This window comes from Actinomadura terrae (assembly GCF_022751215.1).
Taxonomy (GTDB): Bacteria; Actinomycetota; Actinomycetes; order Streptosporangiales; family Streptosporangiaceae; genus Spirillospora; species Spirillospora terrae.
Window position 1 is genome coordinate 446,411 of record NZ_JAICDG010000004.1, and the last position, 26,120, is coordinate 472,530.

Genomic DNA, 26,120 nt, shown 5'->3' on the forward strand with positions numbered 1-26,120 from the left:
TATACAACACGTCGACATCAATGCAACAGCCTCTTTCCGCAGTTCAGCCGCGTGGGAGCAGCACGAAGGTGGCCGGCAGCAGCGTCGCCTCGACCGGGACGTCGCTCGCGTCGCTCCGGGTGAGCGTCACGCCCAGCCGCAGCCGCTCGCCGGGCGAGAGCCGCAGGTGGACCGGGTAGATCTCGACCACGAGCCGCACCGGCTCGCCGTCCGGCACCGGCTCGGCCGTCTCGTGCGGATGCCCCGGCAGCACGACCTCACCGTCGGACGTGTGCTCGCTGCGGCGCTCGTCGAGCGCGCGATGCGACGCGCGAAGCCGTCCCTCGGTGAGCTGCCGGACATCGCCGTCGGCCCCCACGACCGACAGCCGCGCGTTGAGGTCGAAGTCGGCGCATCCCTCGGTGACCAGCACCGCGTGCAGCGCCACCGGCCCGAGCAGGTGCACCGGCTCCTCGCACGGCGCCGAGTCGAACGCGGCGGCCTCGCCCCACAGCCGGAACCCCGAGTTCGTCGAGACGTCCACCATCAGATGGACGTCGGTGGGAGGAGGCGGCGGCACGCTGGTGATCGACGGCAGGATCGGCACCGCCGCCGGACCATCGACCGGCTCCCACCGCCACCAGTCGATGTCGGACGTCGCGGGCCAGCCGCCCCGGGTGTGGAACTCGTCCGCGCCGACGCACCACAGCACGGCGTTGCCCTCGGGCGCGCAGGGGTCCTCGCCGGTGTCGCGCAGCCAGTAGCCGAGCCATCGCGACAGTTCCTCCCGGCGTTCCTCGGTGAGGAAGGGCTCATGGCTCCACGGGCCGATCTGGAGGCGCTTCGGCCCCGGGAGCGCCCGGAACGCGCGGACGGTGCCCGCCAGGAAGTAGTCGAACCAGCCGGTCCCGAAGAACGCGGGCACGCGGATCGAGGCGAGGTCGGCGGAGGTGGCGCGGAAGGTCTCGCCGTCGAACGCGGTGCCGACGATGTCCTGGTAGAAGGCCCGCAGGATGTCCGTCTGGGACTCCGGCCGCTGGCTGTTCAGGAACACGCCCGCGCCCCACGACGTGTGCGACGGGATGCCGCCGCGCTTCCACATGTCCCGGTAGGTGTCGGCGGGCGCCACCCACGGCGCGATGCACCGCAGGCCCCGGGGTTCGCGGCGCGCGATCAGCAGCTGGTTCAGGCCCGAGTAGGACCCGCCGACCAGCGCCGTCCGGCCGGTGCAGAAGCCGGCGGCGGCGATCCACTCCAGCAACTCGACGCCGTCGTCGATCTCGCGCGGCGACAGGACGCCGTGGTAGGCGCCGGTGGAGCCGCCGAAGCCCCGGACGTCCGCCACCAGCACCTCGTAGCCCTCGGCGATCGGACCGGCGAGCAGCTCCATGTGCATCGCCGACTCCTTGCGGTACGGCGTGATCACCACGACCGCCGGGGCCGGCGCGCCGGTCGAGGACGGGTAGCGGAGCACCGACAACCGTCCCCCGTCGCTCATCTCGACGGTCAGCGGAAGCGGCCGCGGAATCCGGGCGGGCCGGACGGACTCCGTCAACACAGCTTCTCCTCGAAGAACGCCACCGCCTGCACGACCAGGGGCTCGACGTCGACGCCGACGAAGCAGTGGTCGGCCCCGGCGACGATCGAGAGGCGGCTGTCGGCCCCGCTCTCGTCGAGCGCGCGGTGCAGTTCCTCGCTCTGCGCGGCGGGCACCACCCGGTCCGCGCCGCCGTGCACCAGCAGCATCGGCGGCGCGTCCGCGTGCGCGTAGGTCACCGAACTCGCGGCCCTCGCGGCAGCGGGCGCGGCGGGAATCGGCGCGCCGAGCAGCAGCGCCTCCGGCGAGCCGGGGGCGTCGTGGTCGACGACCCCGTCCGGCCCCGTCTGCTCCTGCATCGTGAGAAAGTCGCTCGGCGCGTACCAGATGACCCCCGCTTGCAGGGACGCGTCGTCGCCCGGCACTTCCTCGTCGCCGTCGAAGGCGAAATCGGGCGCGAGACAGGCGAGCGCCGCCAGGTGCCCGCCCGCCGACTCGCCCCAGATGCCGAACCGTGCCGCGTCGATCCCGAGCGGACTCGCATTGCGGCGCAGCCAGCGGATCGCCGCGCGGACGTCGAGCGCCTGGGCGGGGAACCGCGCCTCGCCGCTGAAGCGGTAGCTCGCGTGCGCGACGGCGAAGCCCGCGCCGAGCAGGTGCTCGTCGAGCCGGGCCGACTTCAGCGGCGGCGGCATCTCCCGGTGGGTGCCGCCGAGGTAGGCGCCGCCGTGAATCCAGATGACTAGTGGAACTAGGCCGTTCCGGGGGGTGTGGGGGGTCGTCCCCCCACAAGAAGCAGGCTCGGTGCGCACGGGACGCAGCAGGTTCAGCGTCAGCTCGCGGTAGCCGGGGACGCGCGCCACCACGGCGTCCGCGTACAGGTCGTAGGCCACGGCCGAACCGGTGACGCGCCGGGGCTCCGGCGGCGGACCCGGCTCGTTCGGCGGCAGACCCTGCGGGGGTGGGACGGTCATGCGCCCGCCCCCTTCGGAAGGTCGCGCGGGTCCTGGCCCGCGTACGGGGTCCAGGTGCTGTCGATTCGCATGGTGGTCCTCGTCTCGGTGGTGTAGGGCTCCCACGACGGGATGTCGCGGTGGTTCGGGTCGCCGTCGCGTGCGAAGGCCGTCCATGCCAGCGCCATGCGCGTGGAGACCTGGCGGCGGTCGGCGCGGTCGCCCGCGAGCGGTGACAGTTCGGCGTTGTGGAACACGAACGGCAGGTCGAGGCTGTGGGCGGCGCCGAGCAGCCCGCCGAGGATCGGCGTCTCGTAGGCGAACTCGTAGCAGTGGACGGGGTGCCGCGTCGACAGCCGCGACGCCAGTGTGATCGCGGCGGGCGCGAACGTCATGTCCGTGACGATCCGGGCCAGGCGCAGCCGTGCCGGTTCGCACCCGACCCGGTCGTCGTAGCCCGCGAGGACGCCGGCCGCGTCCGCGCCGAACCTCGCCGCCGCCCAGGCGGTCAGCTGGGCATCGGAGAACGTCGCGTACTCCGGCGCGTTGCAGAGGATGAGCGAGGCGTCGTGAGTGGTGTGGCCGATGAGGACGGGCACGCCGCCATGCGGCAGGTCGGGGGCGACGATGTCGGGCGCGAAGGACGCCTGGGCCGCGTCGAGCGGGTCCCGGTCCAAGGTGAAGCCGCCCATGACGTCCCCGGTGAGGGCGCGCTGGAGTTCGAGGAGCGGGCCGGTGGTCCACGTGGTCAGCTCCCGGGCCCGCGCCGGGGTCAGCCCCGCGAGGTGGACGGCGCGCTCGGCGAGCTCCCGTCCCGCCCCGGCCGACCGCGGCAGCGGGCCCGGCGAGCTCTGGACGACCGCCCGGTGGAACAGGCCGGACGCCTCCGGCATCGCCATCAGGTTGCGCACCTTGTCGCCGCCGCCCGACTGCCCGAACACGGTGACGTTGCCGGGATCGCCGCCGAACCCGTCGATGTTGGCGCGGACCCATTCGAGGGCGAGCACGAGGTCGAGCAGCCCGGCGGTCCCGGCGTGCTCGAACTCCGCGCCGAGGAGGGCGTCCAGGGCCAGGTAGCCGAAGATCCCGAGCCGGTGGTTGACGGTGACCACGACGACGTCGCCGAGCCGGGCGAGCCGGTCGCCCATGAACAGCGACTCCGAGCCCGCGCCGTGCTGGTAGCCGCCGCCGTGCAGCCACACCATGACCGGACGCCGTCCCGGCGGCGCCGCGTCCGGCGTCCAGACGTTGAGGACCAGGCAGTCCTCGCCCATCGGGACGCCCTCCAGCGCCGAGCCGGTACGCGGGTAGAAGTAGTCGAGCGCCTCGACCCACGAGCCGGTCGCCGCGAGCCGGATGTCGTTCTGCGGCGCGGCGGGGCCGAACACGGTCGCCTCGCGCACGCCGTGCCAGGGCTTCGCGGGCTCCGGCGGGCGGAACCGCGCCGCCGGGCCGCCGGTGGGCGCGCCGTAGGGGATGCCGAGGAACGACGCGATGCCGCGGTGCCGCACGCCCCCCACCTTCCCGGACGTGGTCTCGACTATGACTCGCTGCTGCATTGGGGCGCCTTCTCGTGCGTGGTGGCCCGGGGGATCGCGGCGATGAGCCGCCTGGTGTAGCCCGCGCGGGGATCGGCGTACACCGACGCGGTGGCGCCGGACTCGACGACCGAGCCGCGGTACAGCACGACCAGGTCGTCGGCGAGGTACCGGACGACGCCGAGGTCGTGCGAGATGAACAGGTAGGCGACCCCGAGATCGGCCTTGAGCTCGTTGAACAGGTTGAGGATCTGCGCTTGCAGGGAGAGGTCGAGCGCGCTCACCGGCTCGTCGCAGACGATCAGCCGCGGCCGCACGACCAGCGCGCGGGCGATCGCGATGCGCTGCCGCTGGCCGCCGGAGAACTCGGCCGGGTAGCGGTCCGCCGCCGCGGCCGGGAGGCCGACGCGCTCCAGCGCCTCCAGCACCCGGGCCCGGACGGCGCGCCCGTCGAGGCCCCGCCGGCCGCGCAGCGGCTCGCCGAGCGCCCGGCCGATCGGCCTGACCGGGTTCAGCGAGCCGTACGGGTCCTGGAACACCACCTGGATCTGCCCGCTCAGCTCGCGGCGCTCGCGACGCCCGGCGCCGGTGATGTCGCGGCCGTCGAAGGTGATCGTCCCGTCGCTGACCGGCACCAGGCCGAGGATCGCCTTGCCGAGCGTCGACTTCCCGGAGCCGGACTCGCCGACCAGGCCGACCGTGCGCCCGTGGCCCGCGGTGAGCGAGACACGGTCGAGCGCGGTGACCGGCCCGCCGCGCCGGCGCGGGTAGCGGACGGTGAGGTTGTCGATCGTCAGCAGCGGCTCAGCCATCCCTGCCTGCTTTCGTGGGCGCCGGGCGCAGGCAGCGGCCGCCGTGCTCGGCCGTCCCCGCCATGGCGATCGGGTGGGTGACGCACGCGTCCATCACGTACGGGCAGCGTGCCGCGAAGTGGCAGCCGGCCGGCCACTCGCCGGGCGCGGGGACCCCGCCCGGCATGACCCGCAGCGCCGTGCCGGGCGTGCCGAGCTGCGGGTTCGCGGCGAGCAGGCCCTCGCTGTAGGGGTGCCGCGGGGACGCGACGACCTCGGCGGTGGGCCCCGACTCCACGACCTGCCCGGCGTACATGACGAGGGTCCGCTCGCACAGCTCGCCGACCGTCCCCCAGTCATGGCTGATCAGCAGGATCGCCATCCCCGTCTCCTCCCGCAGCGTGCGCAGCAGCCGCAGGATCTCCGCCTGGACGGTGACGTCGAGCGCGGTGGTGGGCTCGTCGGCGATCAGCAGCCGGGGGCCGCCCGCGAGCGCGATCGCGATCGCGACGCGCTGCGCCATCCCGCCGGACAGCTGGTGCGGGTACATCCGCGCGACGCGGTCCGGGTCGGGCAGCCGCACCTGGTCGAGCAGCTGGACGGCGCGCCGCCGCGCGTCCGCCCGTCCCGCCCCGGTGTGGACGCGGACGGCCTCGGCGAGGTGGCTCCCCACGGTGAACAGCGGGTCGAGCGCGGCCATCGGCTCCTGGGAGACGAACGCGATCGTCGAGCCGCGCAGCGCGGCGCGCTCGCGGCGGCCCAGGGCGGTGGCGTCTGTGCCGCCGATCCGGATCGACCCGCCGGTCACGTGTGCCCCGGCGGGCAGCAGCCCGAGGACGGCGCGTCCGGTCATCGTCTTGCCGCACCCCGACTCGCCGACGATGCCGAGCGTCTCGCCGGCCCGCAGCTCGAACGACACGTCCTCGACCACCGGGACGGGCCGCCCGTCGGCTCCGGTGAACGCGACGGTCAGGCCGTCGACGCTCAGCAGGGCGTCCGAGGGCGCGACCGGAACGCGGCTCTCCTCCTGTACTCGGGACGGCCTCCGCGCGCGGGCAACCGGGCGGGCCCAGCCCTCCGCCGTGGCGTCCCGGACGCCGTCGCCGAGCAGCACCAGCGCGACCACCGTGCAGGCGACGACCCCGCCGGTCGGCACCAGCATCCAGTTCTGCCTGCTCATCACCGCGGAGGCGTCGGCGACCATGCCGCCCCAACTCGCCTCCGGCAGGTGCACGCCGAGGCCGAGGAAGTTCAGCCCGGTCTCGGTGAGCAGGGCCGTCGCGGCGACGAGCGCCAGGTTGACCAGGACCGGGCCCACGATCCGCGGCAGGACGTGGCGGAGCGCGATGCCGACCCTGCCGACCCCGTACACGCGGGCGGCGGCGACGTAGGGTTCCTCCGCCACGGTCAGCGCGGCGGCGCGGACGACGCGGACGAGCCCCGGCGCGGTCAGCACGCCGAGGGCCGCCATCGCGGCGAGGAGTTGCTGGTCGAAGGTCGCGAGCACCATCAGCAGCACCACGATCGCCGGGACCGACATCAACAGGTCCACCAGCGGCGACACGACCCGGTCGGCGCCGCGGGCCAGCGCCGCCGACAGCCCGACCGGGACCGCGAGGGCGGCGGCGACCGCCACCGTCACGAGCACGCCGAGCAGCGCGGGGCGGGCGCCGAACATCAGCCGCGCGGCGACGTCGCGTCCGAGCGAGTCGGTGCCGAGCCAGTGGTCGGCGGACGGCGTCGCGAGGACCCGGGTGAGGTCGGCCTCCTGCGGCCCGTAGGGGGCGAGGAGCGGCGCGAAGACCGCGAGCACGACGACAGTGACCAGGTAGAGCAGCGCGCCCGCCGCGAGCGGGCGGCGGAGCAGGCGGCGCGCGAGCCCCGGACGGCCGGTCGGGACGCCGGTCGCGGCCTCGGTGATCGCGGTCATGAGGCCCGCACCCGGGGGTCGATCAGCAGGTAGGCGATGTCGGTCAGCAGGTTGGCGGCGACGACCAGCAGCGTGAAGTACACCGCGACGCCCTGGATGACCGGGATGTCCTTCGAGCCGGTCGCGCTGACCGCGAGGCTGCCCAGCCCGGGCAGCCCGAAGACCTGCTCGATCACGACCGACCCGCCGAGCGCGCCGACCATGAGGATGCTCGACATCGTGCAGATCGGGATCGCGGCGCCGCGCAGCGCGTGCCGGAACACGACCCGCCGTTCGGGCACGCCGTTCGCCCGCAGGTTGTCGATGTAGGGGCGGCGCAGGACGTCCAGCATCGACTCCCGCGTCTGCTTCGCGACCGCCGTGACCCCGCTCAGCGCGAGCGCGGTGACCGGCAGCAGCAGCGACTGCGCCCAGGCGTTCGGCGAGTCGGTGAACGGGACGTACCCGGTGGCCGGGAGGAGCCCGAGCCGCACGCTCATCAGCGAGATCAGCAGCAGGCCGAGCCAGAAGCTCGGGACCGCGAGCCCGCCGACGCTGAGCAGGTCGATCACCCGCCCGGCGAACGACCCGGCCCGTCCGGCGAGGACGCCGAGGGCGACGCCGAGCACGGTGGCGAGGAGCGTCGCGCCGAGGACGAGCGAGAGCGTCACGGGAAGCCGCGCGCCGAGCGCGGCCGTCACGGGCTCCCGGTTCGTCAGCGACGTGCCGAGCGAGCCGTGGAACACGCCGCCGAGCCAGCGCCAGTACTGCTCCCAGACCGGTTCGTCGAGGTGCAGTTGCTGTTGCAGCCGCAGGACGTCCTCCCGCGTCGCCTGGAGGCCCGCCAGCTGGCTCGCCGCGTCACCGGGGATCAGCGATTGCAGGACGAACACCACGGCGGACGCCACGAACAGCAGCGGCACCGACAGCAGGAGCCTGCGCATCAGAATGCGTTTCATCAGGCATTCCTTCCTTCAGGAAAACGCGCCGCAATGGGTCAGCCGTGTGCGGCGGTGAAGAAGACCGGGTTCGGGTCGGGCGACCTCGGCGACGCCGTGACGCCCTCCAGCCCGGGCCGGGAGACCGTGACCTTGTCGATGCTCGCGAACGGCACGAACCACGCCTGCTCGACGAGGACCTTCTGCAACCGCCTGTAGACGGCCGGACGCGACGCGTCGTCGGCGGCGGCCCCCTCCCGCATCAGCGCGGCGATCCGAGGGTCGGTGTTGTTGAAGGGGTTGAACAGGCTTCCGGAATTGAGCAGCTGGTCGGCCACGAGATACATCGGCAGGCCGCCGTACTCGAACATCTGCGCCTGGTACTTCCTGCCGGTGAGCCCGGCGGTGTAGGCGCTGATGCTGACCGGAACCTCGATCTTCGCCTTGACGCCGATCTTCGACCAGTAGCTCGCGACGGCCTGGGCCGCGTCGGTCTCCCCCGGTTGCAGGTTGTAGGCCGCCATCGTCATCGAGAACCCGCCGGGGTAGCCCGCCTGCGCGAGCAGGTTCTTCGCCTTCGCGGGATCGTAGGCGTAGTGGCCGTCCAGGGCCGGGTCGTACCCGTCCGCCTTGGGCAGGAGGATCTGGTCGCTCGGCGTGGCGTACTTCCCGAAGAGCGCCTTGGCCAGCGCCTTCCGGTCGATCGCGTGGTTCAGCGCCTGGCGGACGCGGACGTCGCCGAGCGCCTTTACCTGCGTCCCCTGGCGGTCGAGCAGCTGGACGTGGCCGAACAGATAGGGCCAGGTGCGCACCTCGAACCCCGCCTGCTTCGCGGCGTCGGCGTTCTTGGAGTCGCTGATCATGTAGTCCACCTGCCCGGCGCGCATGGCGCCGAGGACGGCGTTGGCGTCGGGGATGACCTTGACGACGACCTTCTTCCACCGGATCGCCTTCGGGTTCCAGTAGTTCGGGTTCGGGGTGAACGTGTACGACTGGTTGGTGACGCTCCCGCCCGCGTCCAGGACGTACTGCCCGGCTCCGGCGGTCGAGGTGCCGAGCCTGTTCGGGTCCTTGAGCCCGGCCGGGCTGACCACGTCGCCGATCGCGAAGCCCTGCGTCAGGATGTAGGGCAGTTCGGGATTGGCCGCTTTCAGCTCGATCCGCAGGCTCAGCGGCCCGGTCGCGGTGACCTTCTCGAAGTTCTGGACGCGGGACGCGCCGAGCCCGCCCGCCTTCGCGAAGTAGGCGAAGTAGTCCGCCACCCCCTGCGCGGTCAGCGCCGACCCGTCGCTGAACTTCACGCCCGGACGCAGATCCAGCTCGAACACCTTGTTGCCCGAGCCGACGAAGCGCCACCCGGTGGCGAGGCCGGGCGCGAAGGTTCCGTCGGGCTTGAGGTAGATCAGCGGGTCGTACGCGAGCTCCACCGGAATGATCAGGGGGTCGCCGTTACCCGCGAGCGCCGGGTTCAGGCTCTGCGGCGGCGCGGCGACCGCGATCGTGAGCGTGTCGGGGTTCTGCCGCGCCGGGTTGCCCACCGCGCCGCCCGCCCCGCCTCCGCAGGCGGCGGCGAGCCCGGCGACCAGCACGGCGCCGCCGAGAAGGCTCGCCCGGCGGCTGCGGTGCGCCTTTAGGTGCGCCCTTACAGGTCGGTGGTTCTTCTTCCTGTCGACCACGATCTCTCCATACTTTGAAGGCAGTCGATAAGGACCGAGGCACACGCGACCAGGCAAAATGCTCATTGCGGTGCAGGTCACTTACTGTGAGCACACCGTAGGACGCATGCGGCAGCCACCGCAAGCTCTAAATTGATAGAACCTCAGATTGGGCTGCTACCTACAAAGACTGAAGACAGAGTTCACTGCCGCCGAACGCGAACCGCGCCGCGCCGCGCGCGACGGCCTGCCCGCCCAGTTCGGCCAGGACGACGCTGCCGCGCCAGTTGCGCGGGCTCGCCATCCTCCGCATGCCCCGGCCGACCGGGTCCAGGAGCGCGGGCCCGGCGTCCGCCAGTTCGCCGCCGAGGACGAGCCGCTCGGGCGCGAGCACCGCGACGACGTTCGCGAGCCCGGTGACGATGTCCTGCGCCGCGTCGGTGACGATCCGGACGCAGCCGGGGTCGCCGGCCCGGGCCAGCCCGGCGAGCCGTCCGAGGGTGAGGTCGTCCCCGTGCAGGGCGGCGACGTGGCCGAGCAGCGCCTGCCCGCCGACCTTCGTCTCCAGGCAGCCGCGGTTACCGCAGGCGCACAGCCTGCCGTTCGCGTCCGTGGAGGAATGCCCGAGTTCCCCGATCCCGCCGAGCCCGCCCCGGTACAGCAGCCCGCCGAGCAGCATCGCGCCGCCGACCCCGGCGCTCAGGTGCAGGTAGAGCACGTCCCGGCAGCCCCGCGCGGCGCCCCAGCGAGCCTCGGCCAGCAGCGCGGCGTCGCCGTCGTTGATCAGCTGTACCGGAAGCCCGACCTGCTCGCTCAACTCGCCCGTGACGTCGGCGCCGTACCAGGAGGGGTCGAACGCGGGCAGCCGTCCGCCGGACACCTCCGGGACCGTGCCCGAGACGGGGTCGATCGACACGCACAGCGCGAGCCCCACCCCGGCGAGCGGCCGCGCCGCGACCTCGCCGTCGGCGCGCACCTCGTCGATCAGCCGGACGAGGGCGGACCGCTCCGCCTCGTAGGGAAGGTCCGCCCCGCGCGGGCACGCCCGCTCCACCAGCACCGATCCCTCGTGGTCGACCGCCGCCGCGCTGATCGTCTCGCGCCCGACCGTGACCGCCAGCGCCAGTTCCCCGGCGGCCGCGTCCAGCTCGACCAGGTTGACCCGGCGGCCGTTCCGCCGTCCCTTCGAGAGTTTGACCCGGTCGTCCTCGATGAGTACACGGACGAGATTCGAGACCGTGGCCTCCGACAGGCCCGTCATCCTCGCCAGCTCGGACTGGGACAACGTCCCGCCCTGTCGGAGGGCCGAAACGACCTTCTCCAGGTTCCCCCGCCGCAGCTCCGCGAGCGCCCCGCCGCCTGGTCCCATCGCCCCAACACTCCCCTGGTGCCAACAAGCTTTGAACCATCAGCGTATCGCCGTGGCGCACCGGATCACCTGGTCGTTCGCGCCTTCCAGGGCGGGGTCAGGCGGCGATCACGGCCGTGGTGGTCCGGCCGCCGTCCACGTCCAGGGTGATGCCGTGGACGAAGGCGGCCTCCTCGCTCGCCAGGTAGACGGCGGCGTGCGCGATCGTCTGAGGCTTGCCCATCTCACCCGCCGGAGTCCCGTTCATCATCGCCTCGCCCGGGCTCGGGGCGCCCGGGTCGGGTTCCAGGATCACGCCGGGGGAGATCGCGTTCACGCGCACGTCGCGGGGGCCGAACTCGGCGGCCCAGGCGCGGGTGAGGGTCTCCATCGCGCCCTTGGTGGAGCTGTAGAGCGCGCCCATCGGGACGCCCAGCCGGGCGATCCAGGAGCCCAGATTGATGATCGCGCCGCCGCCGGACCCGGCCATCGCGGGGGCGATCGCGGCGGTCAGGAAGAAGGGCGCCTTGACGTTGACCGCGTAGACCTCGTCGAAGGTCTTCTCGTCGGTGCCCGCCGTGGTGTCACCCGGGTAGATCCCGGCGTTGTTGACCAGGATGTCGATGCCGCCGCCCAGCGCGGCCGTCGCGGCCTTCGCCAGCCCGGCCGAGGCCTCGGCGCTGCCGTCCAGGTCCGACTGGACGAAGTCGGCGCGGCCGCCCCGCGCCCGGATTCCGGTGACGACCTCCTCGCCGCGCTCGGCATTGCGTCCGGACACGATCACGTGTGCGCCCTCGGCCGCGAACGCCTCCGCGATCGCCCGACCGATGTTGCTCGTCGATCCGGTCACCAGCGCCCGGCGGCCCTGCAAACGTCCACTCATCACTCGCTCCCAAGTAGTTGCGGTAACAACACTCTGTGAGGTGAAAAATGGACTCGCAAGTCCAATCAGCGGGCGGCGCGCAGGTCGGCCAGCGCCTGGTCCAGGGCGGCGCGTAGGTGGGTGGAACTGCCCGTGGACTGGAGGATCGTCACACCGCCCTGGATACCCGCCAGGATCGCCGCCGCCCGCTGCTCGACGTCGGTGTCGGACGGCAGCTCCCCCGCCGACTGGAGTGCGCGGATACCGGCGGCGATCCCGGCCTGCCACTGGCGCATCAGCTCCACCACGATCGCCCGGGCGCCGGGTGTGGAGCGGCCGACATGCAGGAACAGCGAGCCGAGCGGGCAGCGGTCGCCCTGCTCCTCGTAGCGCTCGACCACGAGGTCGCGCCACCGCTGCCAGGCGTCCCAGGAGTCGAGGCGTCCGAGATAGGGCTGCTGGTCCTCCAGGACCTGGTCGGCCTCGTGCTGCGCGACCGCCAGGAGCAGCTCGTCCTTGCCCTCGGGGAAGTAGTGGAAGAGCTGGCTCTTGCTGGCGCGGGTCCGCGCCATGACGTCCTCCAGGGTGGCGAACGGCACGCCCAGCTCGCGCATCACCTCGGCCGCGCCCTCGATGATCCGCTCGCGGGTGGCGCGGCCCTTGGCCGTGAGCTTCCTGTCCACGGACGCCCATTCTGGCTCGTCACGTGTTGCCCTCGGGCTCCAGGGTGCGGGGCGCCGGGCGGAGCTGCGGCGTCCGGCGGATGATGTGGTGGGCTATCCGGCGGCCCGCGAAGTCCGAGCCGTGGACGAAGCGCATCACGGGCCCGAACGTCGCGGCTGCGGCCAGGCCCGTGAAGTACAGGCCGGGCAGCGAGGACTCGAAGTCGCGGGTCAGCACCGGGGCGCCGAGGCGGGTGTCGACGCGGACGCGGATCTCGGGCGAGAGCATCGTCAGTCGCTGGACGTTCGGGACGAAGCCGGTCGCGGCGATGATGTGGTCGGCCTCGATGACGAGGCGGTCGCCGGTGCGGTCCACGGTGGTGAGCGCGATGCCGTCGTCCTGCTCGACCGCCTTCACCAGCTGCCGCCCGGTCGTGACCTGGACGCGCGCGTCGAGGCGGTCGCGCAGCCACCACGCCCCGGCGGGCGGGAGCGTCTCCCGGACGATCCGCTGCCGCCGCCGGTAGGGCAGGTGGCGGACGAGGCCGGGCCGCTCCGCCCACAGCCACGTCCGGTACCCGGTGCCGAGGCCCGACCGGGGGCCGCCGGCGATCTTCGCGCGGAGCGGGCGCGGCTCCTGCGGGACCGTGTTCCAGTCGAGCGTCGAGCGCCGCGCGATGACGTGCGGGCGGCTGCCCGCGTCGGCCAGCAGCACGGCCGTCTCCAGCGCGGACTGCCCCGCGCCCACGACCACGACGTCCTTGCCCGCGAACAGCGACAGGTCGCGGTGGGCGCTGCTGTGCGAGAGGAGCCAGGACGGCATCCCGGACAGCTCATCCGGAATATGGGCGAACGGCCCCACGCCGACCGCGAGGACGACGGTGCGCGTCACCGCCGTCTCGCCCGTGGACAGCGTGACGACGTACCCGGCCGGGCCCCCGCGCTCGACGCTGACCACCTCGGCGTCCTCGATGTCGGGGACGGCCTCGGCCGCGAACCAGCGACCGTAGGCGACGAACGTGTCGAGGGGGATCGGCTGGCCCGTCCGCCACCCGGGATGGCGGTCGGTGAAGGCCAGCCCCGCCTGCGGCGCCCCCAGGTTGGAGGCGAAGGGCTCGGACTTCAGGAACATGCCCTCGGGCATGTTCTCCTCCCAGAAGCGCATCGGCGTCCCGATGACCCTGACCTCCAGCCCGACGTTCCGCAGGTGCGCGGCCGCCGAGAGCCCGTAGGGTCCGGCGCCGACGATGACGACGTCGCTGGCCGACTCGTTCATTCTCGTTCCCCCGTGTGTGAATCGTGCGTGTCATCCAGGCGGCCTGAACTACGTCCGCCGGATTCGCGGCCTGAACTACGTCCGCCGGGATCGTCGCGGCCTGAAGTACGTCCGCGGGAATCGCGGCCTGAGGTACCTCCGTTGGATTCGCGGCCTGAACTACGTCCGCCGAGGGTGCGGCGGGTGGCGGTGAGGAGGGTGCGGCGGCCCATCGCGAGGAAGGGCGGCAGGTCGTCTCCGGCGTACCAGGCCAGTTCGTCGGCGCGGCGAAGCGCGCCCCGGGGTGGCGCGTCGCGGCGGAAGGGGCGGCGCAGGGCCTGGCGGAGGTAGTCGTTCTCCACCAGGAGGCGGCGCCCGTAGGCGGGACGGGGGCGCGGGACGCGGCGTCCGGACTGGTGCAGGTGCAGGACGCGGGCGAGGTCGAGGCCGCGCCGGTCGGTGAACAGCCGGAACTGCGCGCCGATCCGGGGGTTGAAGTCGAGCAGGTGGTAGGCGCCGGTGCGGGGGTCGCGGCGGAAGTCCAGGTCGACGAGGCCGCGGCAGCCGAGCAGCCGGACGGCCCTGATCGCGAGTTCGGCGAGTTCGGGGTTGTCGACCCATTCGCCCGAGACGGTGTGCCCGGCCTGCGGGGGGTGCGCGAGGTGCTTGCGGCCCGTCCCGCCGAAGAGGCAGTCGAGGGCGCCGTCGAAGTAGCCGTGGAAGAACCAGTCGCCGCCGCCGGACGGGATGTGCCGCTGGAGGATCAGCGGTCCGGCGTCGTGGGAGGCGGCGAGCAGGCGGTGCGCGTCCTCGCGGGTGTGGACGAGCGTCGTGCTGCGCAGCCCGGGGCCGAGCCGCCACGGCCGCGCCCACTTGGCGACGAGCGGCAGGCCGAACGCGCGGGCGGCGGCGTCGACCTCGGCGGACGTGCCGGGCGTGCGGCTCTCGGGGCAGGCGAGGCCGTATCCGGCGCAGGCGTCGAGGAGGCGTGCCTTGTCGGCGACGAGGCGGGGGACGTCCGGGTCCTGGCGGGGGAACACGAACGCGGGGGCGAGCGCGTCGGCGTGCTCGGCGACGAAGATCGCGCCCGCGTCGTCCACGGGCAGCAGCAGCGCCGCCCCGCCGACCCGTTCGGCGATCACCCGCAGATGGCTGACCAACGCGGACGGCCGGTCGACCGGGGGCGCCCACGGATGCCCCTGGCGCAGGTACCGGGAGCGCGACACCGGGTTGCCGCGCCCCTCCAGGATCGCGTGCACCGGGACGCCCGCGCGGCCGAGCGTGCGGATCGCCCCGAGCGTGCCGTGGTGGAAGAAATTGTGATTCGTGCGCAGCAGCAGGACGGGCAGCCCCGGGTCCAGCGGCGGTGTTCCCGGGGGGCGCGTGTCGAGGGACGCCCGCGAGTTGTGGCGCACAGTAGCCTTCCTCGTCGTAAGGTAAATTCTCCCGTCGGCCCCTCGGCCGATTCGTTCACGGTCAACGCCAGAGGGCATACGATACGCATGCGAGCTGCGGATATCCATCCAGCCGGGCGGCCATTCCGGCGCCGTCGGCAAAGGCATGTTCCGCGCTACCCGCTCCCTCCCGTTATGGCCGTGTCCGCGGTCCTGGCCGCGCTCACGGCGTCCTCTCTGATCACCTGTGTCGAGCCCCGGGCCGCGGCGCATCCGTCGAAATATGTGCCGTTGGGCGCCTTTCTCGGCTCCGGTCCCGAAGGGGTGGCGAAAGTGGCGGGGTTCCAGGAATGGCTCGGCGCGCCGGTGACGGTCGGGCACACCTACCTGCCGGGCGACGGCTGGCCCGGCGTGGAGGGCCCGGAGCAGATCCTGCGGCCGTGGGCGCGCTGGCGGCTGGCGGATCCGCGCAGGTCACTGGTCGTCAACGTGCCGATGATGGCGCCGAACGAGGCCCGGCTGCCCTCGCCCGCACTGCCCTCGCTGCTGCGCGCCGGCGCCCTCGGCCTGTTCGACGAGCACTACCGGACGCTCGCCCGGCGCCTCGTCTCGCTGGGCGTGAACGACACGATCATCGTGCTCGGATGGGAAATGAACGGGAAGACCTACGGCGGGCGCTGCTCGCCCGATCCGGCGGCGTGGAAAGGGTACTGGCGGCGTATCGTCGCGTCCATGCGGGGTGTCCAGGGCGCGGCGTTCCGGTTCGATTTCGCGCCGACGCGCGGGCCGGACACCATTCCCTGGACGAGCTGCTACCCGGGTGACGACGTCGTGGACATCATCGGCTCCGACACCTACGACCAACCCCAGGGAAAGACATTCCAGGACTACGTCAACGAACCGTACGGGCTGCGGATGCAGGCGGATTTCGCCGCCGCCCACGGTAAACCCATCTCTTTCCCAGAATGGGGCCTGTTCCACAACTCCGACAACCCGGAGTTCATCCGGGGAATGCACGACTGGATCGCCTCGCACGACGTCGTCTACCAGACGATCACCGACTACTGCCCGCACGGCGTCTGGGGCTGCGGGCAGAACCCGCGCTCGTCCGCCGCCTACCGGGAGCTGTTCGGCGGCACCACCGCGCCCTCGCTCACCACGCCCGCGCCCCTACCTGCGCCTGTACCCGCGCCGGTCGAGCCGCCGATGACGCCGCCGTTCACCGTGCCCCCGCCGATCGCGCCCGCGCCGACCCCGGGCTGACCTGAGGCGACGTCGCGGGTGACGGCGGCGAGCATCGACAGCGTGCCGGTGAGGTCGAAGGCCGCCGCCGCCACCGCCGCCGCGTGCCCCTCCTCCTCGGCGACGCCGGGCGACAGCAGCCGGGGCGCGATCGCGGCGGCGAGCGCGGCCGGGTCGTCCGGCGGGACGAGCGCTCCGCAGCCGGGGCGGACGACCTCGCGGATGCCCGGGATGTCCGTCCCGACGAGGCAGCGGCCCATGGCGATCGCCTCCAGCGCCGTCAGCGGCAGCCCCTCCCAGCGGGACGGCAGCGCGACGAGGGACGCGGCGCGCAGCCAGTCCCGGGGGTCCGCGACCGCCGGGACGAACAGCACGCCCACCGGGGCGCGCCCGCGCAGCCGGTCGAGGTCCTCGCCGTCCCCGACCAGGACGAGCCGCGCCCCCGGGCAGCGCGCGCTGACGGCGGGCCAGGCCGCGATCAGGACGTCCTGCCCCTTCTGCCTGGTCAGACGGCCGACGCACAGGACGAGCGGGGCATCGGCGGGCAGCCCGAGCCGGGTCCGCGCGGCGAGCCGGGCCACGCCGTCGGCCGGATGGAACCGCCGCCGGTCCACCCCGTTGCGGACCAGCCGGTACGGCCCGCGCACCCCCGCGCGCATGCCTTCGCGCAGTTCGCCCTCGCCGACGCAGACGAGCGCGCCGGTGCGGCCCGCCGCGTACCGTTCCCACAACGTGCTGAACGACGCCTGCCGCCCGGTGGCGGCGAGCCAGGACCAGCCGTGCGGCTGGAAGATCGTCGGCGCCTGGGGCGCGAGCCGTCCGGCGAGGCCCGCCTTAGAGGAGTGCAGGTGGACGACGTCCGGCGCGAACCCCCGGACGAGCCGGCGCAGCCGCACCGCCTCCGGCAGCGTCCCGGGGCCGGGCGCGCGGGCCGCGTCCCAGCCGAACCAGGGCACGCCGGCGGCGGCGCAGCGCCTCGGCAGATCACCGCCGACCGGGCACGCCACGGCGACGTCCCAGCCGCGTCGCCGCTGGTCGCGGACCACCTGGCCGATATAGACGGCCACCCCGCCCGCGTTCGGCTGGCTGACGTGCAGCACCCGGAGCCGCCCGGCGCCGTCCCCGGTCATGCGGGCGCTCAGACCCCGTTCGCAGAGTTCGCGGCGTTCCCGGCGTTCCCGGCGGACGCCTGCCGGGGACGGGACGCCGCGTCGTGCGAGCCCTTCCGGCGCCGCCCGCTCAGGATCGCGGCGCCGAGCCCGGCGAGCAGCACCCCGGAGGCGGTCCCGACCGCGACGTCCAGCGGAAGGTTGGGCGAGGTGGGCGCGGCGGGCCGGGCGGCGAGGCTCATCAGCGCGACGCGCACGCCGGTGTCGGTCCGGTGGGACGTGCCGTAGCGGACGAGCGCGTCGGCGGCGGCGTTGGCGAACCCGGCGGCGTCGGCCGCGCTCGCGCCGCTGCCGGTCAGCCGGACCAGCGGCGTCTCCGGCGAGGTGGACGCCTGGATGTGCTCGCGGGTCGTGCCGGGCGCGGTCTTCGGCAGCGGAAGGGCGGAGTGGTCGAGCGTCTCCGGGAGCGGCGCGAGGCGTCCGTAGGCCTGCGCGAAGCTGACCGCCGCGGGACCGGTCGCGCCGCCCGGACCCTCGCCCACGACCAGCACGTACGCGGTGGCGGTGTAGGTCGCGGGCACGACCAGGGAGTAGCCGAGCCCGCCGAGCGTCCCGGTCAGGACGAGCGCGAGCGCCGGCCCGAACCGCCTGCCGAACGCGGCGGCCGGACGCCCGACGCGCCGCGCGAGGAACCCGCTCCCCCCGTCGGCGGGCCCGTCCGGGTCCGGCGGCTCGGCGATCTCGTCCTCCGGCTCGATGGCTTCACGCTGCGGCATCACAAGCCCTTCCTCATGTCGGTCGGCACCGCATGTCGTTCGGCATGGCGGTCTGGTAGAGCCGGGCGAGCCTGCCCGCCTGCTCGGCGACGGCGTAGCGGCCGACGACGGCGGGGACGGGCCGCCGCCCCACCGGCGCCGCGTCCCCCACCGGCGCCGCGTCCCCCGATGGCGGAACATCACCCGACGGCGGCACGGGCACGCGCGCGCCCTCGGCGAGGCGGGCGAGCTCGGCGGCCCAGGCGTCGACGTCGGTGGGCAGGCGCACCGCGTCCGCGTCATCACCGGACGGCGGGTCGGCGGGAAGGTCGTCGAGCGCGGGGCAGGACGTGTACCGGACCGGCAGCCCGGCGGCGAGCCCCTCCAGCACCCCGAGCCCGAACGTCTCCTGGACGGACGGCGCCGCCAGCACGTCCATCGCCGCCAGCACGCCCGGCATGTCGTCGGTCGCCCCGGCGAAGATCACGCGGGTGGCGACGCCGCGGCGCGCGGCGAGCCGGCCGAGCGCGTCCCGCTCGGCCCCGGCCCCGGCGACCAGCAGCCACGGCGCGCCCGGCAGCCGCGCGAACGCGTCGATGAGCAGGTCGAACCGCTTGCCCGGGACGAGCCGTCCGGCGCCGCCGACGACGAACTCCGCCGGGCCGATCCCGAACCGGGCCCGCGTCTCGGCGCGCCGCGCGGGGTCGAACGCGAAGGCGGCGGCGTCGATCCCGTTGGGGATCACGACGATCCGGCCGGGCGGCACGCCCCAGCCGCGCAGCCGGGCGGCGACGGTCGGCGACACGGCCACGGTCAGCGTCCCGAGCCGCTCGGTCGCCCGGTAGAGCGCGCGGACGCCGCGGGTCGTCGGGCGGCCCTCGATGAGGCCGTCGCCGAGCGAGTGCTCGGTGGCGATCACGCGCGGGGCCCCGGCGAGGCGGGCGGCGATCCGCCCGTACACGCAGGCGCGGTAGAGGTGGGTGTGGACGACGTCGTACCGTCCCGCCCGGATCAGCCGCGCGAGCCTCGGCAGCGCGGACGGGTCGCGGTTGCCGCGCATGCCGATCTCGTGGACGGCGATCCCCTCGTCCAGGAGCGCGGCGCCGACCATCCCGGCGCGGGTCAGCGACGCGACCTCGCACCGCAGCGACCGGTCCTCCCGCCAGTGCCGCAGCAGCAGCGCGAGCTGGCGTTCCGCACCCCCGGCGTCGAGCCCGGTGATCACGTGCAGCACCCGCGTCGCCCGCGCCCCCGCAGCCCCCGGCGCGCCCACCGCGCCCACCGCGCCCGCCGTGCCCGCCGCGCCCGCCGTCATACGCGGCTCCGGCGCCGGAGCTCGTGCCGGGCGAGCTTGGCGCGCAGCCGGAGCCGCCGGTCGCGGTCGCCGACGTAGGTGCGGGGCAGCGCGTGCCGTCCCGGCTCGGCCGGGCGGATGTCGCACGCGTAGTCGTAGCCCGCCGCCCGTACCGCCTCGATCTCGCGTCCGGTGGCCGCGCCGTAGGGGTAGGCGAACCCGGTGACCGGACGGTCAAGCACGTCCTCCAGGCTCGCGCGGCTCTCCTCCAGCTCCTCCCGCAGCTCGCAGCCGCCGGTCTCGGTGAGCGGCACGTGGTGCCGCCCGTGCGAGCCGACCTCCATGCCCGCGTCGGCGACGGTCCGGATCTGGTCGACGGTCATCAGCGGTTTGCGCGGGCCGTCGTCCCAGGCGTTGTAGGAGCCGATCCGTCCGGAGACGACGAACACCGTCGCGCCGAACCCGAACCGCACCAGCGCCGGGACGGCCCGGGTCGCGAAGTCGGCGTAGCCGTCGTCGAAGGTGAGCCCGACGAGGCCGTGCGCGTCGCCCGCGTCCCGCGCCCGGAGCAGCTCCGCCATGCCGACGCCGCGCAGGCCGCGCGCCCGCATCCAGGCGAGCTGGCCCTCGAAGCGGCGCGGCGAGACCGTGACGAGGTGCGGGTCCTCGCGGTAGTTGTCGACCGAGTGGTACATCAACACCCAGGGCGCCGGCCGGAGCGCCTCCACCGGCCGGGCGACCCCGGTGACACGTGTGGCGGGTTCCCTCACTGATCGTCCTCCTGCGGTTCGGCGGGGCCGCGCCCCGCGATGCTGCCTGTGCTGATCCAGGTGGTGCTGAGCCAGGTGGTGATGAGGTGCCGACCGGCGAGCGCGACCAGCCCGGCGAAGGTCAGGACGGTCGCGACCCCGCCCACGACCAGCCGGACGAGGGGCGGGCCGCCCACGGCGGCCACCAGCAGACCCGCCGCGCAGGCCCCGGACGCGACGAGCACGAGCCGCGCGACGTCCGCGCCGATCCGGCGCAGCGAGATCGGCGCGACCCGCCGCCGCACCCCGGCCAGCATCAGCACGGCCGCGAGCGTGATCCCGGCGGCGTTCGCGGCGGCCAGCGCGACCGTCCCGGCGACGGCGGTGAACACGGCACCGATCACGGCGGTCACGGCGAGCCCCACGGCGAGGACGGCGGCCGGACGCCACGTCGGGCGCCCGTGCGCGAAGAACGCCCGCGCGGCGAGGCCCACCGTCGTCTGCCCCCACAGCCCGAGCGCGTACACCCGCATGATCGCGGCGGTCTCCGCGGTGTCGGCGGAGGTGAACGCGCCGTGCTCGAACAGCGCCGCGACGATGGCGGGCGCGAACGCGACGAGGAAGGCGGTCGCGCACAGCACCATGCCGCTGACGGCGGCGAGGTCGCGCTGGATCCGGACGGCGACGCGGCGGGTGTCGCCGTCCGCCGAGGCGCGCGCGAGCCTCGGGAACGTCACCGTGACGATCAGCAGCGACAGCACCATCGGCACCTGCGCGACTTTCTGCGCGTAGTTGAGCTGCGAGATCGACCCGGCGGCGAGCCCCGAGCCGAGGAACCGCTCGACGAACACCTGCGCCTGCCGCGTCACCGTGTACACGACGATGGGCACGACGGCCGCGACTTCGAGCCGGAACTCGTTCTTCTCCACCGAGAGGCCGGACCCCGAGCGCAGGCACCGCAGGAACGCGGGCGCCTGCACCGCGACCATCAGAACACTCCCGCACGCGACGCCGATCGCCGCGCTCGTGATGCCGACCAGGCCGGACAGCCCCGCGATCAGCGCGAGGATGCCGACGTTGTAGGCGAGGTAGATCGCCGCCGGGGGCCCGAACCGATGGTGGGCGCGCAGCGTCGCGCTCATGAACCCCGCGATCCCGAACGTCACGACCGTGACCGCTGTCAGCCGGACGCACAGCACGGCGGGCCCCACCTGCGTCAGCCCGGGCGCGAGCACGCCGACGAGGAACGGCGCGCCGACCGCGAGCAACAGCGTGACCAGCGCCAGGCCCGCGACCATGTGCGGCAGCGTCGCGAGGACGAACGGCCGCACCCCCCGCCCGCCCGCGAGCAGCCGCGTGACGGCGGGGACCATCAGCAGCGCCATCGCGTCCTCGATGAGCAGCGGCGACACGGTCTCGGGGATCGTCCAGGCGACGAGGAACGCGTCGGTGCTGCCGCTCGCGCCGAACAGGGCCGCCATCGCGAGGTCGCGCAGGAACCCGAGCACGGTGCCGCCCGCGATCAGCGCGGCCGACAGCGCGGCGGCCCGTCCGACCGACGTCCGGCGCTCCTCCGCGACCCGGCGCGGGGCGGTCCCGGTGGCGGTCACGGCTCCGGGTCCAGGCCGAGGGCCCGCGCGGTCACCGCGCCGAGCAGGATCGCGGTCAGCACGCAGGTCGGCCCGCCGAGGTCGGCGTAGAGGAAGTTGGTCAGCAGGAACGCCATGGTCCCGGCGCCGATCAGCCAGAACGGGTCGCGGACGCGGCGCCGCGTCCACAGCCCGCCGAGGATCACCGCCACCAGCGCCGCGAACCCGGCGAACCCCGCGACGCCCTGCTCGGACAGGATCAGCAGGTACTCGTTGTGCGGCGACAGCAGCGGCTGGCGGACGTATCCGTTGACCGGGTCCTGCGTCTCGCTGCCGGACGACAGCTCGATCGTCGCGTAGGTGTCGCGGTAGGCGGGGAAGTTCTTCACGCCGACGCCGGTGAGCGGGTGGTCCTCCCAGATCCGTTCGGCCGCGCCCCACAGCAGGTACCGGTCGCTGACCGACTGGTCGGGGGAGGACGTGACGGCGCTCGCGATCGACCTGGACCGCGCGACCACCGCCTGCGCCCCGCCGCCGAGCCCCGCGACCACGACGAGCAGCAGCGCGGCGCAGCACGCCAGCGTCCGCACCGCGACCCACCGGTCGTAGACGACCAGCATCAGCACGGCGGCGGCGCCGAGCGCGAGCCAGGTGCCCCGGCTGAGCGCGCCCGCCAGCGCGACCGCCAGCACCCCGAGCCCGCCGAGCGCGGCGACGACCGCGACCGGCCCGTGCCGGGGCGCGTGCAGCGCGAACGCGGTCAGGATCAGGACGGCGAACCCGGCGACGACCGACAGCGCCATGACGTCGACGGCGCCGAACGTCCCGACCGCGCGGATCGCCCGCCCGTCGATCGTCGCGCCGTTCCCGCTCGTCGACTGCCAGATGCCGTAGGCCGCCTCCCCGAGACCGAGGAGCAGCACGGACGCGCAGACGATGCCGAGGTCGCGGCGGTCCCGGACGAGCAGCACGACCGCCAGCGGCACCAGCACGAAGATCTGGAGGCCGCGCGCGTAGCCGGGCAGGCTCGTCCCGATGTCGGACGAGCACACCGTGCTGACGCCGAGCCCGACCACCAGCGGCCCGAACGCGAGCGGCGCCGCGCGCGGCACCTCGACCCGCCGCGTCACGGCGAGGAACACCGCGAGTAGCACGAGCCCGGCGCTCGCGACGTCCCCGATCGTGACCTGCACCCCGTCGCCCGCCCCGGCTCCTCCGGCCGGAACGCCGACGCACAGGACGGTCGCCGCGACCGGCCAGCTCGGCCGCCGCGCCCAGGCCGCGATCTCGGGCCTCGTCCAGACGGGGCGCGCGGCCACCGCGTGCGCGTTCACCCGGGGTCCCGGCAGAGCAGGGCCCGCGCGGTCAGCAGCAGTATCCGCAGGTCGGACGCGAACGACCAGTGGTCGATGTAGTGGTTGTCCAGGCGCGCCCGCAGTTCGATGGACGTGTCGCCCCGGAACCCGTGCACCTGCGCCCAGCCCGTCATCCCCACCGGGACGCGGTGCCGCAGCCGGTAGCCGGGGCACGTCCGGGAGAACTGCTCGACGAAATGCGGACGTTCCGGGCGCGGCCCGACCAGGCTCATGTCGCCCCGGACGACGTTCCACAGCTGCGGCAGCTCGTCGAAGGAGGAGCGCCGCAGGAACCGTCCGACGGGGCCGACGCGGTCGTCGTCCTCGACCGTCCAGCGGGTGTCGGACTCCTCCTCGTCCACCGGCTTCAGCGTGCGGAACTTCAGCAGCACGAACTCCTCGCCGCCGAGCCCGACCCGCCGCTGCCGGAACAGCACGCCGCGCCCGCCCTCCAGCCGGACGGCCAGCGCGCACGCCGCGAGCAGCGGCGCGGCGAAGACCAGCAGCAGGCTCGCCACCACGAGGTCGAACACGCGTTTGGCGAGCCGGGCGCCCGGCTCGCGCAGCGGCCAGTCCACCCGCGCGCACGGCAGCCCGGCGAGGTACTCGCGCCGCGCCGCCGCCACCGGCACGACGTCCGAGGGCGGCTGGACGAGCAGGGTCTCGCAGGCCAGCCCGAACGCGACGCGCAGCACCGCGTCCAGCCGTCCGGCGCCGATGTCCTCGGCGACGACCATGACCGTGTCGGCGCCGTGGTCGCGGACGAGCGCGGGCAGGTCGGTGGTCTCGCCGAGCACGGGCAGCGTGGCCGCCGCGTCCGACAGGCCCGCCGTGACCTGCCCGACCGGCACCAGCCCGAACTCGCCGCGCACCCGCAGCAGGTGCACGACGTGCGCGGCGGCCGCGCCGGTGCCGACGACCAGCGCGAGCCGCGCGCGGGTGCGGCGGCACCGGTAGGTCCGGACGGCGGCGTGCGCGACCGCGCGGGCCCCGAGCGACAGCGCGCACGCGACCACCCCGATCCAGACCACCGTGAACCAGGACGAGCCGGGCAGCAGCGCCGCGACCAGCACCCCGGCGGCCAGCGCCCGGACGAGCAGCGGGCGCAGGTCGGCCAGCAGCGAGGGGCAGCGCCTGACCCGGTACAGCCCGCCCGCCGCGTTCAGCCCGACCACCACCACCGCCGCGAGCATCGAGGGTCCCCTGGCCGGGACCTGGAGGGAGGCGACCGCCGTCGAGGCGGCCCAGCCGTCGGCGAGCGCGAGGCACGCCGGATACAACCGGGCGAGCAGGCGGGACCCGGCCGCGCGGCGGGCGGGCAGCAGGGGCAGGGCGGCGGCGTCCCCGGACGTGGGAGAGAGATCCGAGCGGGGCGCCCCCGGGTCGAGGGATGCGCTCAGCCCCTGGGCTCTCATTGACTCACCACTTTCCCTACCGCCGAATACGGGGACACACGAGCGCCACGATCAGCATCGCAGCACACCGCGGCACAGATCACCGCTCTTTAACGAAGGGCGCCCCAACCTTGAATAGAAGATCAACACAGGTCGGAAGCCCCAGCTCACAGCTCGTTTCACCGATTCACCCACCGGACACCCGCCCCCGGGCAATCTTCCTTCCAAACCCTTTACCGGTGCCGCTGCGTCCCCCTTTCAGAGGAATGGGAGAAATGCACGACAAGGCGGCACGACCGCCGCGCCGACACCGCACGTCCCCCAGGGCGGGGCGACACGTCCGGCACGGCGGGGGCGACACGTCCCGACACGGCGGCAGGGCGCCGTACCTGGGGCGACACGGTCATGGAAAGATCCAGGAACCGGTCCCGTACCACGAACCTTCGGGGCACGATGGGCGTCACAAGGGATCGGACGCGAAACCCGGCCGCCGGCCGGGCATGAGACTCGTTCCGTAGGCGGTCGTGTCGCGGGTCCCCCGCTTGCGTGACCCGCGTTGCTGATGAGGGAGAACGGTGCGAGGTAAGGCCTTGGTGCTGGCGCTGGTCATGGGGCTGGCGGCGGCGTGCGGCGGCAGTGACGGTACGGGCGGCACCACCGCCAAGGGCGGCGAGGAGGGGGCGCCCCAGGTGGCGATCACCCCGGCGAACGGCGACGCCCGCGCCCGCCCGGACGCGGGGATCACGGTCACCGCGTCCGGCGGGACGCTGAGCACGGTGTCGGTCAAGCTGAAGGACGCCGACATCCCCGGGACGCTGTCCCCCGACAAGAAGACGTGGCGCTCCACCTGGACGCTGATGCCCGGCAGCCGCTACCAGGTGTCGGCGACCGCGACGGCTCCCAAGGGCAAGACCACGACCGCGACCAGCGCGTTCCGCACGTCCAAGGCGACCGCCGCGACGACGATCAACAACGTGATCCCGAGCCCGAACGAGACGGTCGGTACCGGGATGCCGGTCTTCGTCCAGTTCAGCAAAGAGGTCCCGGTCAAGGCCCGGCCCGCGGTGGAGCGCGCCATCGAGATCTCCTCGACGACGCCGACCGAGGGCGCCTGGCGCTGGCTGAGCGCGGGCGAGTCGTTCAACGGCCTCCCCTCGGTCGTGTTCCGGCCGAAGCAGCCGTGGGCGCCGCACCAGCGCGTCTCCGTCACCGTCCACTACGCGGGCCTGAAGATCGGCGACAACGTCTTCGGCGACAAGGACGTGAAGCGCACGTTCCGTGTCGGCGACTCCCACACGATCAGCATCAGCGCCAAGACGCACAAGCTGATCGTCAAGAAGAACGGCGGCACGGTCCGCTCCTGGGGCGTGAGCCTCGGCGCGGGCGGCGACCGGCAGGCCGACGGCGTCGACCACCTGCTCACCACCAGCGGCGTCCACCTCACGATGGACCGCAGCCGCCTGGAGCGCATGCGCCCGCCCGGCAAGAAGAAGGGCGACCCGGGCTGGTACGACGAGCAGGTCCCGTGGGCGACCCGCATCTCCAACAGCGGCGAGTACATCCACCAGAACATGGACGACCCGACCTGCCTCGGTAACCGCAATTGCAGCCACGGCTGCGTCCGCTCCCCCGCGAACGCCGCGCAGTGGTTCTACAACTGGGCCTACCGCGGCGACATGGTCACCATCACCGGGACCAAGCGCGACCTCCACTGGACGAACGGCTGGGGCTACTGGCAGATGCCCTTCACCAAGTGGACGTCGGGCAGCGCGCTCGGCAAGCCGGTGACCACCACCAAGTCCGCCTGAGCCG

The 26,120-nt window shown here is 73.9% G+C and carries 20 protein-coding genes and 1 pseudogene; 2 read left to right on the plus strand and 19 right to left on the minus strand.

Annotation, left to right across the window (positions count from 1 at the left end):
- Window positions 1–43 precede the first annotated feature (43 nt).
- The 12 genes from K2F47_RS26635 to K2F47_RS26690 all read right to left on the minus strand — a co-directional run bounded on the left by K2F47_RS26635 (window position 44) and on the right by K2F47_RS26690 (window position 14,842).
- The gene (locus tag K2F47_RS26635; protein ID WP_242908096.1) at window positions 44–1,534 is read right to left on the minus strand and encodes a CocE/NonD family hydrolase; all 1,491 of its coding nucleotides are present in this window, start codon (window positions 1,532–1,534) and stop codon (window positions 44–46) included.
- Window positions 1,531–2,490: an alpha/beta hydrolase gene (locus tag K2F47_RS26640; protein ID WP_242908098.1), complete on the minus strand. Its 960-nt coding sequence runs from the start codon at window positions 2,488–2,490 to the stop codon at window positions 1,531–1,533. The genes K2F47_RS26635 and K2F47_RS26640 overlap by 4 nt, the downstream gene beginning before the upstream one ends.
- Window positions 2,487–4,028: a carboxylesterase/lipase family protein gene (locus K2F47_RS26645; RefSeq protein WP_242908099.1), complete on the minus strand. Its 1,542-nt coding sequence runs from the start codon at window positions 4,026–4,028 to the stop codon at window positions 2,487–2,489. Before K2F47_RS26645 ends, K2F47_RS26640 begins: the two co-directional genes overlap by 4 nt.
- Window positions 4,010–4,819: an ABC transporter ATP-binding protein gene (locus K2F47_RS26650; protein WP_242908101.1), complete on the minus strand. Its 810-nt coding sequence runs from the start codon at window positions 4,817–4,819 to the stop codon at window positions 4,010–4,012. The genes K2F47_RS26645 and K2F47_RS26650 overlap by 19 nt, the downstream gene beginning before the upstream one ends.
- Window positions 4,812–6,728 carry a dipeptide/oligopeptide/nickel ABC transporter permease/ATP-binding protein gene (locus K2F47_RS26655; protein WP_242908103.1) on the minus strand — a complete coding sequence of 639 codons (1,917 nt, stop codon included), beginning with the start codon at window positions 6,726–6,728 and terminating at the stop codon, window positions 4,812–4,814. The genes K2F47_RS26650 and K2F47_RS26655 overlap by 8 nt, the downstream gene beginning before the upstream one ends.
- Window positions 6,725–7,666 carry an ABC transporter permease gene (locus K2F47_RS26660; protein WP_242908105.1) on the minus strand — a complete coding sequence of 314 codons (942 nt, stop codon included), beginning with the start codon at window positions 7,664–7,666 and terminating at the stop codon, window positions 6,725–6,727. Before K2F47_RS26660 ends, K2F47_RS26655 begins: the two co-directional genes overlap by 4 nt.
- 38 nt (window positions 7,667–7,704) lie before the next feature.
- Window positions 7,705–9,321: an ABC transporter substrate-binding protein gene (locus K2F47_RS26665; RefSeq protein ID WP_242908107.1), complete on the minus strand. Its 1,617-nt coding sequence runs from the start codon at window positions 9,319–9,321 to the stop codon at window positions 7,705–7,707.
- A gap of 160 nt (window positions 9,322–9,481) precedes the next feature.
- Window positions 9,482–10,669 carry an ROK family transcriptional regulator gene (locus tag K2F47_RS26670; RefSeq protein ID WP_242908108.1) on the minus strand — a complete coding sequence of 396 codons (1,188 nt, stop codon included), beginning with the start codon at window positions 10,667–10,669 and terminating at the stop codon, window positions 9,482–9,484.
- 97 nt (window positions 10,670–10,766) lie between these two features.
- Window positions 10,767–11,531 (minus strand): SDR family NAD(P)-dependent oxidoreductase, encoded by a 765-nt coding sequence (locus K2F47_RS26675; RefSeq protein ID WP_242908110.1) that lies wholly within the window; start codon window positions 11,529–11,531, stop codon window positions 10,767–10,769.
- Window positions 11,532–11,596: 65 nt separating this feature from the next.
- Complete coding sequence (locus tag K2F47_RS26680; protein WP_242908112.1) at window positions 11,597–12,193, minus strand: TetR/AcrR family transcriptional regulator; 597 nt, start codon at window positions 12,191–12,193, stop codon at window positions 11,597–11,599.
- Window positions 12,194–12,212: 19 nt separating this feature from the next.
- The gene (locus K2F47_RS26685) at window positions 12,213–13,448 is read right to left on the minus strand and encodes an FAD-dependent oxidoreductase (RefSeq protein WP_242908114.1); all 1,236 of its coding nucleotides are present in this window, start codon (window positions 13,446–13,448) and stop codon (window positions 12,213–12,215) included.
- Entirely contained in the window at window positions 13,445–14,842 is a 1,398-nt protein-coding gene (locus K2F47_RS26690; protein ID WP_242908116.1) for a carboxylate--amine ligase, read from the minus strand. Before K2F47_RS26690 ends, K2F47_RS26685 begins: the two co-directional genes overlap by 4 nt.
- A 630-nt stretch (window positions 14,843–15,472) precedes the next feature.
- Between K2F47_RS26690 and K2F47_RS26695 the strand changes: the two are divergent.
- Window positions 15,473–15,682: pseudogene (locus K2F47_RS26695) on the plus strand (glycosyl hydrolase); the annotation flags it as partial.
- A gap of 254 nt (window positions 15,683–15,936) precedes the next feature.
- Here K2F47_RS26695 and K2F47_RS26700 read toward each other — a convergent pair.
- The 7 genes from K2F47_RS26700 to K2F47_RS26730 are packed head-to-tail and all read right to left on the minus strand — an operon-like array spanning window position 15,937 to window position 24,329.
- Complete coding sequence (locus tag K2F47_RS26700) at window positions 15,937–17,193, minus strand: glycosyltransferase (protein WP_242908118.1); 1,257 nt, start codon at window positions 17,191–17,193, stop codon at window positions 15,937–15,939.
- Window positions 17,194–17,201: 8 nt separating this feature from the next.
- Window positions 17,202–17,948, minus strand: coding sequence for a YveK family protein (locus K2F47_RS26705; RefSeq protein ID WP_242908120.1), 747 nt, complete (start codon window positions 17,946–17,948; stop codon window positions 17,202–17,204).
- A gap of 13 nt (window positions 17,949–17,961) precedes the next feature.
- A complete protein-coding gene (locus tag K2F47_RS26710) occupies window positions 17,962–19,242 on the minus strand; it encodes a glycosyltransferase (protein WP_242908122.1) in 1,281 nt (426 codons plus the stop codon).
- Window positions 19,239–19,991, minus strand: coding sequence for a polysaccharide deacetylase family protein (locus K2F47_RS26715; RefSeq protein WP_242908124.1), 753 nt, complete (start codon window positions 19,989–19,991; stop codon window positions 19,239–19,241). The genes K2F47_RS26710 and K2F47_RS26715 overlap by 4 nt, the downstream gene beginning before the upstream one ends.
- Window positions 19,988–21,580, minus strand: coding sequence for a lipid II flippase MurJ (locus tag K2F47_RS26720; RefSeq protein ID WP_242908126.1), 1,593 nt, complete (start codon window positions 21,578–21,580; stop codon window positions 19,988–19,990). The genes K2F47_RS26715 and K2F47_RS26720 overlap by 4 nt, the downstream gene beginning before the upstream one ends.
- The gene (locus tag K2F47_RS41510; protein ID WP_242908128.1) at window positions 21,577–22,893 is read right to left on the minus strand and encodes an O-antigen ligase family protein; all 1,317 of its coding nucleotides are present in this window, start codon (window positions 22,891–22,893) and stop codon (window positions 21,577–21,579) included. Before K2F47_RS41510 ends, K2F47_RS26720 begins: the two co-directional genes overlap by 4 nt.
- Window positions 22,890–24,329 carry a sugar transferase gene (locus K2F47_RS26730; RefSeq protein WP_242908130.1) on the minus strand — a complete coding sequence of 480 codons (1,440 nt, stop codon included), beginning with the start codon at window positions 24,327–24,329 and terminating at the stop codon, window positions 22,890–22,892. Before K2F47_RS26730 ends, K2F47_RS41510 begins: the two co-directional genes overlap by 4 nt.
- A 554-nt stretch (window positions 24,330–24,883) precedes the next feature.
- Between K2F47_RS26730 and K2F47_RS26735 the strand changes: the two genes are divergently transcribed.
- The gene (locus K2F47_RS26735) at window positions 24,884–26,116 is read left to right on the plus strand and encodes a L,D-transpeptidase (RefSeq protein WP_242908132.1); all 1,233 of its coding nucleotides are present in this window, start codon (window positions 24,884–24,886) and stop codon (window positions 26,114–26,116) included.
- Window positions 26,117–26,120: the final 4 nt, after the last annotated feature.

Coding starts and splice junctions, on each gene's coding strand:
- K2F47_RS26645 (WP_242908099.1), bottom strand. CDS start 4,028: ATGCAGCAGCGAGTCATAGTCGAGACCACGTCCGGGAAGGTGGGGGGC.
- K2F47_RS26700 (WP_242908118.1), bottom strand. CDS start 17,193: ATGACCGGGGACGGCGCCGGGCGGCTCCGGGTGCTGCACGTCAGCCAG.
- K2F47_RS26640 (WP_242908098.1), bottom strand. CDS start 2,490: ATGACCGTCCCACCCCCGCAGGGTCTGCCGCCGAACGAGCCGGGTCCG.
- K2F47_RS26660 (WP_242908105.1), bottom strand. CDS start 7,666: ATGAAACGCATTCTGATGCGCAGGCTCCTGCTGTCGGTGCCGCTGCTG.
- K2F47_RS26670 (WP_242908108.1), bottom strand. CDS start 10,669: ATGGGACCAGGCGGCGGGGCGCTCGCGGAGCTGCGGCGGGGGAACCTG.
- K2F47_RS26685 (WP_242908114.1), bottom strand. CDS start 13,448: ATGAACGAGTCGGCCAGCGACGTCGTCATCGTCGGCGCCGGACCCTAC.
- K2F47_RS26730 (WP_242908130.1), bottom strand. CDS start 24,329: ATGAGAGCCCAGGGGCTGAGCGCATCCCTCGACCCGGGGGCGCCCCGC.
- K2F47_RS26675 (WP_242908110.1), bottom strand. CDS start 11,531: ATGAGTGGACGTTTGCAGGGCCGCCGGGCGCTGGTGACCGGATCGACG.
- K2F47_RS26655 (WP_242908103.1), bottom strand. CDS start 6,728: ATGACCGCGATCACCGAGGCCGCGACCGGCGTCCCGACCGGCCGTCCG.
- K2F47_RS26650 (WP_242908101.1), bottom strand. CDS start 4,819: ATGGCTGAGCCGCTGCTGACGATCGACAACCTCACCGTCCGCTACCCG.
- K2F47_RS26710 (WP_242908122.1), bottom strand. CDS start 19,242: ATGACGGCGGGCGCGGCGGGCACGGCGGGCGCGGTGGGCGCGGTGGGC.
- K2F47_RS26705 (WP_242908120.1), bottom strand. CDS start 17,948: ATGCCGCAGCGTGAAGCCATCGAGCCGGAGGACGAGATCGCCGAGCCG.